Annotated in this window: 8 protein-coding genes; 7 read left to right on the forward strand and 1 reads right to left on the reverse strand. The window is 73.4% G+C overall.

Translation table 11 applies throughout. The annotated features are described in order from the left end of the window. Nucleotides 1–177: 177 nt before the first annotated feature. A complete protein-coding gene (locus tag AB1K56_RS10200; RefSeq protein WP_371205553.1) occupies nt 178–777 on the forward strand; it encodes a hypothetical protein in 600 nt (199 codons plus the stop codon). A 13-nt stretch (nt 778–790) separates the two neighbouring features. On the opposite strand, the gene AB1K56_RS10205 is transcribed toward AB1K56_RS10200, so the two are convergent. Beyond that, nucleotides 791–1,375, reverse strand: a complete 585-nt coding sequence (locus AB1K56_RS10205; protein ID WP_136585980.1) for a hypothetical protein — start codon at nt 1,373–1,375, stop codon at nt 791–793. Nucleotides 1,376–1,498: 123 nt separating this feature from the next. Here AB1K56_RS10205 and AB1K56_RS10210 point away from each other — a divergent pair, with 123 nt between their 5' ends. The 6 genes from AB1K56_RS10210 (at nt 1,499) to AB1K56_RS10235 (ending at nt 12,073) form a co-directional block, all read left to right on the forward strand. After that, complete coding sequence (locus tag AB1K56_RS10210) at nt 1,499–2,614, forward strand: ABC transporter (protein ID WP_371205554.1); 1,116 nt, start codon at nt 1,499–1,501, stop codon at nt 2,612–2,614. Nucleotides 2,615–2,642: 28 nt separating this feature from the next. Next, entirely contained in the window at nt 2,643–3,125 is a 483-nt protein-coding gene (locus tag AB1K56_RS10215) for a hypothetical protein (RefSeq protein WP_371205555.1), read from the forward strand. A 57-nt stretch (nt 3,126–3,182) separates the two neighbouring features. After that, a complete protein-coding gene (locus AB1K56_RS10220) occupies nt 3,183–3,845 on the forward strand; it encodes a spermidine/putrescine ABC transporter substrate-binding protein (protein WP_136585977.1) in 663 nt (220 codons plus the stop codon). A gap of 123 nt (nt 3,846–3,968) precedes the next feature. After that, a complete protein-coding gene (locus AB1K56_RS10225; protein WP_371205556.1) occupies nt 3,969–5,105 on the forward strand; it encodes a serine/threonine-protein kinase in 1,137 nt (378 codons plus the stop codon). Beyond that, nucleotides 5,102–11,053 carry an Ig-like domain-containing protein gene (locus AB1K56_RS10230; protein WP_371205557.1) on the forward strand — a complete coding sequence of 1,984 codons (5,952 nt, stop codon included), beginning with the start codon at nt 5,102–5,104 and terminating at the stop codon, nt 11,051–11,053. The genes AB1K56_RS10225 and AB1K56_RS10230 overlap by 4 nt, the downstream gene beginning before the upstream one ends. A gap of 54 nt (nt 11,054–11,107) precedes the next feature. Continuing rightward, entirely contained in the window at nt 11,108–12,073 is a 966-nt protein-coding gene (locus tag AB1K56_RS10235; protein WP_136585974.1) for a MoxR family ATPase, read from the forward strand. Nucleotides 12,074–12,095 lie beyond the last annotated feature (22 nt).

Genomic DNA, 12,095 nt, shown 5'->3' on the forward strand with positions numbered 1-12,095 from the left:
TCCTGATCCCCAAAGGCCCCCGGCTCGCGCCGGGGGCCTTCGTCGTGTCCGCGCTCCCCGCGCCCCGCCCCGTTCATCGTGTCGGCGGCGTGTCGCGCCGGTGTCGGGTCGGCCGCGCGGCGTGTCGAGGAGCGGGGGAGTCGGGGGAGTGCGCCTACCGTGGATGCGGAGGAACGCATGGCCCGGATCGGTGGACGCAGCCTGTGGTTGGCATGGCCCGCGGGGGTCTTCTGCGCCGCGGCGGTCGCGGCGATGATCGTGCTGGCCGCCCCCGGCATCCCCGCGGCGGTGAGCTTCGTGGGCGACACCCTGCGCTCGGCCACGTCGACGCCGGCCGCGGTCGAGACCGCCCCGGCGGAACCCGCGCAGGACTGCCGACACCTGTACTCGCAGCCCCTGTGGTCGTCGATGGTGTGGTCGCCGGACGCGTTGCTGTGGCAGCGCCGCACGGTCGCGCTGTCGACCCCCGAGGCCGTCGCCGCCGCGTCGCCGACCGTCGTCGTGACGTGCCACTGGCGGGGCTCCGCCGGCCGGTTCGTCGAGACGACCGTGTCGACCGTGACGCCCGAGGGGGCAGCAGCGGTGTCGACGACCCTCGCCGCGCAGGGGTTCGCGTGCGCCGCCGACGGCGACACGACCCACTGCGCGCGGACGACCGGCGATGTCGTCGAGGTGCACGACCTGCGCGGCGACCGGTGGGTCTCGTCGACCCTCTCGGGATGGGCGCCCGACGACTACGCCGCGATCGTGGCATCCCACGCGTTCTCCGGCGGGTGAGCGCCCGCCGCGCTCAGCCGAAGATCGAGGTGATGATGCTCGCGGTGTAGCCCGTGGGGGCGAGGTTCGAGTACTGGGTGTCGACGAGCACGCCATCGCGCCAGAACAGGGTGCGGCCATCGTTGACGGGGTAGGTGTCGTTGATCCACGTCTTCTCGCAGCGCGTGCCCTCGTCGGGCGTGTAGCAGCTGAAGCCCTGGGTGGTGACCAGGTCGTTGAGCATGTCGAGCGCGGGGCCGCGGTCCATGCGCGAGATCTTCGTCGTCAGGCTCGTGGTGTCGGCGGCGGGGTCGCGCCAGATGCAGATCAGTGAGCCGTCCGACTGGACGCCCGACGGGCCGAGCGAGGGATCGTTCAGGGGAACCGAGCCGAGCTGCGAGAGCACGTCGGTCGAGAGCATCGCGCGGCAGTCGGCGGGGATGCGCACGGCCGTCGCGGTCTGGGTGATCGTGGGGATCGGGGTGGGGCTGACCGAGACCACGGGAGCCGACTCCTGCGGGGCGGCCTCGTCGGCGGACGGGGCGCAGGCGCTCAGTGCCAGCGCCGTCGCGCCCGCGAGCGCGGCGGCGAGGAGCGTGCGGGACAGGCGACCGGACATGCGTTCAGCCTATGCGCAGCGCCGCCTCCCGCCCAGGCGAGATGCAGAACCGCGGCACGCCTCCCGGTCGCGGGGCGGGACGCGGGATAGCCTTGCGCGGCAAGTACCGCGTGAGGAGACCCCATGAGCGACCACCAGCCGCACGGCGACCCCGTCGCGGAGCCCACGAACTCGTACGGCGACCCCGTCGCCGAACCCCGTGACGACGCGCACGACGTGGTCGGCCGCGCGCACGAGGGCCTCGCCGACGCCGAGGCCGCGCAGCGCGACGCCGTCGACCCCGCCGCCGCCCAGGCCGCGTGGGACGAGCGCGAGACCGCGGAACGCGACGCCGCCTCGGCGGTCACCGCCCGCGCGGAGCACCCCGCCCCCGTCGTGCACGACGCCTCGCCGGTCGAGCCGCAGACGAGCTCGGCCGCCAGGAGCGTGTCGTCGGCCGACCTCGACGACGAGGACGCGCGCTGGGCCGCGTACGCCGCCTCCGCCGAGCCCGAGCCGGCCACGGCCCGATACGCCACCGCCGAGACCGACGCCGCGCGCCACGACGACGCGACCACGACCGTCGCCCCCGCCGTCGCCGCGGGAGCGGTCGGCACGGCCGCCGCCGGTGCGGGTGCTGCGACGACCCCGGCCCCCGTCGCCGAGGAGCCCGCGCGGGCCGTCGGCGGACCGCAGCCGATCTTCGTCCAGGCGCCCGAGGCGCCCCGCCCCCGCGGCAACCGCGGAGCCGCCGGAGCCATCGGCCTGCTCGCCGCGCTCGTCTTCGCGGTGCTGTACCTGGCCGCGACCCTGGGCCTCGGCCTGCTCAGCGGGGCGTTCGGCGTCTCGGATCTCGGTCGAGAGGCCCTCGCCGCTCTCGCGACGGCGGGCCTGTGGGTGCCGACCGTCGCGTTCTACCTGGGCTTCTGGTTCCTGGGTGCCCTGATCAACCGCGGCCGTTGGGGTCACTGGGTCGTCTGGGGTCTGATCGTCGGCGTCATCGCCTGGGCCGGGCACCTGCTCGGTGTGCTGTTCGCCGCCCCGTTCTGGCGCATCACCTCGAGCGAGTCGCTCGACCTCCTGCAGAACAACGTGCTCGCCCCGCTCGCGATCGTGGCCTTCGTGCTGGGGCGCGAGCTGACGATCTGGTTCGGTGCCTGGGTCGCCGCGCGCGGTCGCCGCGTCACCGAGATCAACGCCGAGGCGCAGCGCGAATACGAGCGCACGCTCGAAGCCGGCCCTCAGCTCTCGCAGCGCTGACGCGAGCGCGGACACGGATGCTGCCGCGATGACGAACGAGCCGCGACCGGCGGGGGTCACCCCGCCGGTCGCGGTCGTCTTCGCCGCGATCACCTTCATCGCCCTCTCGATCGGGGGACTCGGGGTCGCGAGTCTCGCCCTGAACGCGGACGTCATCCCCGTCCGGGGGCTCGGGGCGATCCCCGGCGTCGTCGGCCAGGTCGCCGCCCTCGCGCTCTTCTCCGCGGTGCTGCTGTGGGGGCTGCGCGCCGACCCGCCGGGGTATCTCACCGCGGTGCCGTGCGCGATCGCCGCCTTCGTGGGCGAGGTGGGCGGTATCGTCCTGGGCGCGCTGGTGAGCGGGGCCGACCCGGCCCGCGGTGTCGCGGCCGCGGGCAGTGTCGCTCTGGGCTTCCCCGGCGCGGTCGTGGCCGCGGCGGGACTGCTCGCCGGCCTCGTCGGGGTCTTCCTGCGCCGCACGCGGGCCGAGGGGCCGCGCTGGCGCTGGGAGGACGACGAGGAGGGGCCGTGACGCGCTCGCGCCGTGGCATCCGCATGTCCCCGGGCGTGTCGCACTAGCGTAGGAGCCGTGGAGCGGTCGCTCGAGAGCCAGGTCGGTCAGGCGGTGGATGCCTGGCTGCGATGGCTGCCGCGCTGGGAACCCGCCCACCACCGCGGGCGGGTCGCCCCGTGCCGCCGGTGCTTCGGGTCGCCGGTCCTGTCCGCCGCGGGCCTGGGGTCCGACGTGCCGCACGGTGTGCAGCACGGACTCTCGACGCGGGTGAAGGGCATCGTCGACCACGCCGTCGCCGATTACACCGCGCGCAACCTCCCCATGCTGCAGGCCGAGCTCGACCAGCAGGCCGAGCGCAACCGCCGTCGGTCGTACCGTCCCACCGAGGGTCTCGAGCCCGAGTTCGACGGGATGCCGCTCGACCCCGACCCCGAACCCGGGTCGCCGTTCCTGTTCACGCTGTCGGGGCTCGCGGCCGAGGAGGACGCCGAGATCCCGGCCCTCCCCCCGCTGTCGGATGCCGCGAAAGCGGCCCTGCGGCAGGAGGTGGGTCTCGCCGACGACTACGCGAACATGATCGGCCGCGAGGTGTGCACGATTCTGCTGCATCACCGCCTGCGCATCCAGGCCGCGGTCGCGGAGTACGTCGAGCCGCAGATCGCCGCCCTGCTCGACGATCTGACGCGCTCCCTCGACGCGCCCTTCGATCCCCGCGAGCCCGACGCCCCGGCATCCTGAGTCGACGCCGGGACCGGTCGGCGCCTGTGCACAACGCGCACGGTCGTCAAAGACTGCTTTGTTAGCATCTTCGGGTTGTGCGCCCGCTGAGTCGCGGGTGCGTCGTCCGGGGGAGGGGGCTCGATGCCGCAGCGGCTTCCGTCGTCGCCGCCCATCCTGCCCGGGCTGGCGTACATCCGTCCCCTCGGGTCGGGCGGGTTCGCCGACGTCTTCCTCTACGGGCAGGACATGCCGCGCCGCGACGTCGCGGTGAAGGTGCTGCCGAGCGACGTGCGCGACACCGACCTGCTGCGCATGTTCAACGCCGAGGCCGACGTGCTCGCGCACCTGTCGGCGCACCCGTCGATCGTCACCGTCTACCAGGCCGGCATCTCGGCCGACGGGCGCCCCTACATCGTCATGGAGTTCTGCCCCGGCTCGCTCGCGCAGCGGTACCGCGTCGAGCGCATCCCCGTCGCCGAGGTGCTCTCGATCGGCGTGCGCATGGCGGGGGCGCTCGAGTCGGCGCATCACGCCGGGCTCATCCATCGCGACGTCAAACCCAGCAACATCCTCGTGACCACCTTCGGCGCCCCGGTGCTGGCCGACTTCGGCATCTCGTCGTCGCTCGTGCGTCAGGGCGCCGACGAGATGCTCGCCATGAGCGTCCCGTGGAGCGCGCCCGAGGTCGTGGCGGAGCAGACCGCCGGCACCGTGGCGAGCGAGGTCTGGAGCCTCGGGGCCACGGTCTACTCGCTGCTGGCCGGCCACAGCCCGTTCGAGCGGCGCGAGAAGGGCCAGAACTCGCGCGAGCAGCTGCGCCGGCGCATCGCCCGGGCCTCGTACACGCCGATTGCCCGCGACGACGTCCCGCCGTCCGTGCAGGAGGTTCTCGCGAAGGCGATGGCGCGCGATCCCGCGCAGCGGTACGCGAGCGCCCGCGCCTTCGGTGAGGCGCTGCAGGGGGTGCAGACCGACATGGGCTCCGCGGCCACGCCGCTCGAGGTGCCCGCGGCCGAGTGGGCGCCCGCCGCGCGCGCGATCGACTTCGCCGACGGCACGGTGCGCGGGCCCGCCCGCTCGCGCGTGGAGCGCGAGATCTCGCGCAAGACCCGCGACTCGTCGGGCATCACGGGATACGCCCGCGACGAAGACACCGACATCGCGACGCCCGTCTCCACGGCATCCCGGGCACTGCCGTGGGTGCTCGCCTCGGCGACGCTCGTGACCGCCGGCGCGGTGGTCGTGGCCGCGCTCTACGCGACGGGGGTGCTGCGGTGAAGCGCCGCACGCTGGTCGGGCTCGCCTCGACCGTCGTGGCGGCCACGCTCGTGGTCACCGCGAGCATCGTCTGGCCGGGGCTCGACGCCCAGCAGACCCCCGAGGTCGACACCTCGGTGTGGGCGCTGCAGACCGGCGACGGGCAACGCTACGCCCGGGTGAACACCACCGTCGGCGAGCTCGACACCGTGCGGACGGCCGGGAACCCGAGCCAGGTGGCGCAGGCGGGCGACGGCGCCTACCTGTTCACCGACAGCTACAGCAAGCTCACCCGCATCGACGAGGCGCAGCCCGTCGACCTCGAGCAGGACCAGCTCGAGGCGGCCCCCGACACACCTCCGGGAACGACCTCGGTGGCCACGGCCGGCGACTACGTCGTCTACCGCACCGACACGGGCGCACTGTTCGCCGGGCGGTTGAGCCAGGCCGGGCAGCGCGCCGCCGAGCTCGACCCCTTCGGCACCGCCGGCGACGACGACGCGGTGTCGTACACCGCGGATGCCATCGCCCTCGACGATCGCGGCATGCTCTTCGCCTACTCCTCGGTCGACAAGTCCGTGATCCGGTACGACATCGACGCCGACGAGGTGCGCGCGCGCGACGCCCTCGATGTCGCGGTGACCGCCCCCGAGCTCTCGGCCGCGGGCGACACCTGGGTGCTCGTGGATGCCGAGGCCGGCCGCGTCTGGACGCGCGGCGCCGATCCGGTCGACATCGATCTGGGGGAGCAGGCCTCGCTGAGCGAGGCCGACGCGGGCGCCGACGCCGTCTACCTCGCCGACGACAGCTCGCTGTGGGCGATCCCCGCCGACGGCTCGGGGCCGCGGCGCGAAGCGGGCGGCAGCGGCGAGGTGCGCGGCCAGCCCGCGCGCCCGCTCACCCACCAGGGCGTGGCCTACGCCGCGTGGCTGCTCCCCGACGACGGCGGCGGCACGCTCTGGCGCAGCGACCAGGGCGAGACCTCACTCGACTACGGCGGGGCGAGCCTGCCCGACCAGCGTCGTCCGGTCTTCGTCGCGACCGACCACGCCGTCATCCTGAACGAGACGCGCACCGGCTGGGTGTGGACCGTGCCCGACGGAGCCCTCGTCGCCTCGAGTCAGAACTGGTCGCTCGACGATCGCACCGAACAGGCCGCGGTGCAGAGCGACGAGCAGCTGAGCGTCGTCCTCGATCCGAAGCCCCCGATCGCCGAGCCCGACTCCTTCGGCGTACGCGCGGGGCGGCTCACGACCCTCCCCGTCCTGCTCAACGACCACGACCCCAACGAAGACGTGCTCAGCATCGTGCCCGAGAGCGTCACCGGTCTCGACCCGGCCTTCGGAGCCCTCTCGCTCACCGACTCCGGGCAGCGCCTCGCGGTGCGCGTGCAGCCAGGAGCGACCGGCAGCGCGACCTTCAGCTACGCCGTGACCGACGGCACGACGGCCGACGGGCTCACCTCCGCCGCGACGACGGTGACCTTGACCGTGTCCCCTGCGGGGTCGAACGCGGCCCCCGTCTGGTGCGGCGTCGATAAATGCCTGCAGCCGTGGCCGACCCCCGAGGTCGCGCGCGGCGGGACGATCACCGTCCCCGTGCTGCCCGGATGGGTCGACCCCGACGGCGACCCCCTGCTGCTGCTGTCGGTCGAGAACCCGGGCGGGGTGGGGACGGTCGCCGCGACCCCGGGCGGCGACGTCGTCTATCAGCACGCCGATGACGGCTCGGGCGGCGAGCAGAACGTCCAGCTCGACGTCACGGTCGCCGACACCTCCGGGGCGACGACGACGAAGCCCCTCGTCATCCGCGTCACCCCCGATCCCTCGCTCGCGGTGCAGTCCTTCGCGACGATCGACACCGTCGGCACCTCGCTCTCCGTCGACGTGGGTCCGCACGTCACCGGCACCGCGGGAGACGTGACCCTCGGCTCGGTGCGCGTGCTCGACGACGCCGCCGCGACCGCGACGGTCGTCGCGGGCAGCACGGTGTTCGACTTCTCCGCCTCCGCGCCGGGTGTGTACCGCGTCGACTTCACCGTCAACGGCGGGGGCCGCGATGCCACGGGCACCGCCCGCATCACCCTGCTGCCCGGCGACGCGCCCGCGCAACTGTCGACGGCGCCGGTCGTGGCCTTCGTCCGCCCGCAGGAGGACGCCACCCTCGACGTCTTCACCGCGGTCTCCAACCCCACCGGGCGCGTGCTGCTGCTGAGCGATGTGACCCCGGCCGCCGCGGACGGTGCGTCGCTCACCGTCGACACCGTCGGGCAGAACGACCTGCGCGTCTCGGGCTCGACGGCCGACGGCGCAGCGGGGCTGCTCGGCACGGTCGGATACACCGTCAGCGACGGCACCGACGACGAGGGCTCCCGCGTCGCGGGCGAGGCGACGGTGTACCTGCTGCCGCCGGCGCCCGAGATCGCGCCGATCGCGGTCGACGACACCGTGACGGTGCGCGCGGGCGCGCAGATCGACATCCCCGTCCTCGACAACGACATCTCTCCGGCCGGGGGGCGACCCAGCCTCGACCCCTCGAGCGTGCAGGCGCAGCCGGCGAGCGACGCCCTCGCCTTCGCGTCGGGAGGCGTGCTGCGCTACCTCGCCCCCACCACTCCCGGGGCGTACGAGGTCACCTACCGCGTGTACACCACCGGAACGCCCGCCCTGTGGGACGAGGCGACCGTGCGCATCACCGTCCTGGGCGCAGAGGCCAACCGCGCTCCGCTCCCCGAGACGCTGCAGGGGCGCGTGCTCAGCGGGGGGACCACCACGATCGACTTCCAGGCCTTCGGCGTCGACCCCGACGGAGACGCCGTGTCTCTGGACCGCATCGTGGCCCAGCCCGACCGGGGCACGGCATCCGTCGCCCCCGACGGCTCGTCGATCGTCTACTCCTCGGTACCGGGCGATCGCGGGCAGGTGTCGTTCCGCTACCGCGTGTCCGACCCCTCCGGCGCCACGGGAGAGGGCACGGTGCGCATCGGGATCCTGGATGCCGAGGCCAACCCGAGTCCGATCACCTTCACCGACTACGTGCAGGTGCAGGCCGGGGGAGACCGCACCATCCGCGTCAGCCCGCTCGCGAACGACATCGACCCCACGCAGGGGCGCCTCACCCTCACCGCGGTGCGTCCCGACCTGCCGGAGACCCTGGTCGACGGGAGCGCCAACCCCGAGTACGCGCGGTTGAACGGGTTCGTCGAGACGGTCAGCGACACCGGCGTCGTCCTGAAGGCGGGCGATGACCCGGGCACGATGTCGTTCCTTTACGACGTCGAATCTGACTCGGGCAACACCGGTCGCGGCCTCATCGTGGTCAAGGTGGTCCGCGAGAGCGTTCCCGACTACCCGGTCGTCACCGACACGGTGCTCACGGTCGAGAACCGCGACGACTTCTCCACCGGCGTCGACGTGCTCGCGGGTCGCGCGACCTGGTCGGGCGGCGAGGTCGGCGATCTCGACGTGTCGCTGTGGGGTCAGCCCACCGACGTCCGTCTCGACGGCCGCCGTCTGTCCGGCGACCTTCCGGCCACGCGGCGCGTGATCCCGTTCGCGGTGACCGGCCGCGTGGGCGGCGCCGACGTCACCACCTACGCGTTCCTGCGCGTCCCCGGCGACGACGACGTGAGTCTCGCGCTGCGGCCCGGCTCGGCGCAGCGCGTCGACGAGCTGGCGTCGGTGGAGTTCGACATGGCATCCCTCGTCGCCCTGCCCCGCCGGGCGACCCTCGAGGTCGGAACCGACGTCGCCACCACCGGCGTGCGGGCGGAGGGGCGCTGCTCGGTCAGCGGCTCGGTCGTGCGGTACGACGCGGGCACCGGCTCGCCGTGGACCGACGCGTGCCAGGTGCCCGTGCGCGTGGCGGGGACGCAGGAGTGGACCGTGCTGTCGGTGCCGATCGGCGTCGTGGCGCGCGATCCCCAGCCCGAGCTGCGGCCCGGCTCGCTCACGGTGGGCCCCGGCGAGACGAAGACGTTCGACCTGCGCAACATGACCTCCTGGCAGCTCGGCCGCGAGGACTGGGCCGGCATCCGGTACGCGATCGGTGACAGTGGGTCGGCCTTCCAGGTCTCCCTGGACGGCTCGACGGTGACCGTGGTGGGCGACGATCGCGCGGTGCCCGGTACGGACACCGCGGCGGTGGTGTCGGTCACCAGCCACAACGCCGTCGCCCCGGCGCGACTCGTGCTGCGCGTGGGCGCGGCCCCCTCGACCCTGCCCCAGGGCGGCACCACCTCGTCGCAGTGCTCGCAGGCCCAGGGCTCGAGCTGCACGATCGGCGTGATCGGCATCAGCGGCGAGGTCAACCCGCTGCCGCGCACCCCGCTCGAGGTCGTGGGCGTGCGGCCCACCGCCGCGTGCACGGGAGTGGACTTCTCCGTCGCCTCGCCCACGAGCGTCGTCGCGTCGTGGAACGCCGACGCGCCCGGCGCCACGTGCAGCGCGAGCGTGACCCTGCGCGACGCCCAGGGGCGCACGACCGCCTCCACGCGCGACGCGCGCGTGGTGCTCGACCTGCTCGGCTATCCCCGCGCCCCCGCGAGCGTGCGGCAGACCGCTTACGCCGACGGCTCGCTCACGCTGCGCGTCGACCCGGGCGAGGCCCGCCGCGCCTATCCCGCGCTCGCCGGGTTCACGGTGCGCTCGCGCGGCGAGGTCGTCGCGCAGTGCGGCCCCGACGGCGGCTGCCCCGTGATCTCGGCGCCGAACGGCGAGCAGCGCGAGTACGTCGTGACGGCGGTGAACAGCGTCGGCGAGTCGCGCGGTGCCGTCCGCACCACCGCATGGGCCTACGCCTCGCCCGACCGGCCGAGGTCCGGCGACTTCACCCCCGTCGACAACGGCGGGGAGGGAGGCGTCGCCGACCTGACGATCCGAGGTGTGGATGCCGCCGAGACGGGGTCGCTCGAGATCGTGAGCGCCGCGGGGCAGAAGCGCACCGTCGACATCGGCCGCAACCAGGAGAACGTCTCGATCGACGCCTTCCCGGTCGGCAGCAACTCCTCCACTCAGATCACGGTGACCCCGATCTCGCGATTCACGGTGCCGCCGGGTCTCGGCGGGTCGCAGAGCGGGCAGGCCCTCGTGTTCTCCGCGCACGGCGTCGGCGCGCCGCAGCAGCTCACCCTCTCGTTGAACTCGAAGCGAGAAGGCGGTGGCAAGGTCACGATCGTGGCCGAGGGATCGGCGTCGAAGAACGGCGACGGCTCCGAGCTGCGCTACGGCTTCGCGATCGATGGCTCGTGCCGCGTGGGCGACGACGGTCCGCGTCGGGAGTTCCCGGGTAAGGACGACGGCGTCACGTACACCGTGCGCATGTGCGTCGACTCGGTCTACCAGGGCAAGAGCTTCGGCTCCGCGCAGGTCGAGCAGACCGTCGACGCCGCCCAGGACACCTCCGCCCCGCAGGGCTACACGTTCCGCGTCGACGCGAAGCCCGTGGTCGACGGCAACAGCGCCCGGTGGAAGATCAGCCGCATCGAGGAGGGCTCGAAGCCGCCGCGCAACAACACCGTGCGGTACGAAAATTGGGGCCCGGGCAGCGATGTCTACGACCGCGACCCCGATATCGGCGTGTATTTCCAGCACAACCTCTGGCAGACCCGCTCCGACCCCGGCGTGGTGAAGCCCGCATCCGGAAGCGCCCCCTACCAGGTGCAGGCCTCGGCTCGCGTCGAATCCTGCGTCGCCGGCAGCGAGCTGAAGCTCGGCTGGAAGACCAGCAACGGCGAGGCCCGCACCTCCACCGACCGTTCCGGCGTCGTCTACTACGACAAGGCCGGCAAGAAGCTCGACGCGACCGACCCGACCATCGTCCCGAAGGGGGCGGTGCGCGTCGAGAACGCCCGCGTCGTGGTCAGCTGGTCGGCGAAGGGCTGGGGCCTCGACGACGCCACCCTGGTCACCGGCGGTACCTGCGACCCCGGCAAGACCGACCCCTCGCAGCCGCCCGCGGGCAACAACTGACCCCGGCATTCCCGCCCCGGCATCCCCGTCCCCCACAGGAAAGAACGCACCGACATGACGATCACCCAGGAGCAGGCCACCTGGTTCTCCCAGACCTTCTCGCAGATCGCCGACAACGTCGAGCGCGCCGTCCTCGGCAAGCGTCACGTCGTCGAGCTGGTGCTGACCGCGATGCTCAGCGACGGGCACGTGCTGCTCGAAGACGTCCCCGGCACCGGCAAGACCTCGCTCGCGCGAGCGGTCGCGCAGTCCGTGCAGGGCACGAACACGCGCATCCAGTTCACGCCCGACCTGCTCCCCGGCGACATCACGGGCATCACCGTGTACGACCAGAAGACCGGGGCGTTCGAGTTCCACAGCGGTCCGATCTTCGCCAACATCGTGCTCGCCGACGAGATCAACCGCGCGAGCCCCAAGACCCAGTCCGCCCTGCTCGAGGTGATGGAAGAAGGACGCGTCACCATCGACGGCGTCTCGCGCGAGGTGGGCGTGCCCTTCCTCGTCCTCGCGACGCAGAACCCCGTCGAGCAGGCTGGCACCTACCGCCTGCCCGAGGCGCAGCTCGACCGCTTCCTGCTGCGCACCTCGCTCGGCTACCCCGACCACGCGGCGACCGTGCGCATCCTCGACGGCGCCCCCGTCGCCACCGCCGACCTCCGCCCGATCATCACGCCGCAGGCCCTGGTCGGAATGGCCGACCTGGCGGCATCCGTCTACGTCGACGCCCTCGTTCTCGACTACATCGCCCGCCTCGTGGATGCCACCCGCACGGCCGACGAGGTGCGTCTGGGCGTCAGCATCCGCGGTGCGCTGGCCCTCACGCGCGCGACCCGCGCGCGGGCCGCTTCGCAGGGACGCACGTACGCCACCCCCGACGACGTGAAGGCCCTCGCCGTCCCCGTGCTCTCGCACCGGCTCATCCTGCACCCCGAGGCGGAGTTCGACGGGGTCACCCAGGAGGCCGTGATCGGTCAGGTGCTGCTCGACACGCTCCCGCCCACCCAGCGCGAGAGCGCGTGACGCCCGTGCGCCCGGCATCCGC

This window comes from Microbacterium sp. BWR-S6Y, from assembly GCF_041379845.1.
Taxonomy (GTDB): domain Bacteria; phylum Actinomycetota; class Actinomycetes; order Actinomycetales; family Microbacteriaceae; genus Microbacterium; species Microbacterium hydrothermale.

What these genes read in the sequence shown, in the direction of transcription:
- AB1K56_RS10200 (WP_371205553.1), top strand. Translation starts at nt 178, where the DNA reads ATGGCCCGGATCGGTGGACGCAGCCTGTGGTTGGCATGGCCCGCGGGG.
- AB1K56_RS10205 (WP_136585980.1), bottom strand. Translation starts at nt 1,375, where the DNA reads ATGTCCGGTCGCCTGTCCCGCACGCTCCTCGCCGCCGCGCTCGCGGGC.
- AB1K56_RS10210 (WP_371205554.1), top strand. Translation starts at nt 1,499, where the DNA reads ATGAGCGACCACCAGCCGCACGGCGACCCCGTCGCGGAGCCCACGAAC.
- AB1K56_RS10215 (WP_371205555.1), top strand. Translation starts at nt 2,643, where the DNA reads ATGACGAACGAGCCGCGACCGGCGGGGGTCACCCCGCCGGTCGCGGTC.
- AB1K56_RS10225 (WP_371205556.1), top strand. Translation starts at nt 3,969, where the DNA reads ATGCCGCAGCGGCTTCCGTCGTCGCCGCCCATCCTGCCCGGGCTGGCG.
- AB1K56_RS10235 (WP_136585974.1), top strand. Translation starts at nt 11,108, where the DNA reads ATGACGATCACCCAGGAGCAGGCCACCTGGTTCTCCCAGACCTTCTCG.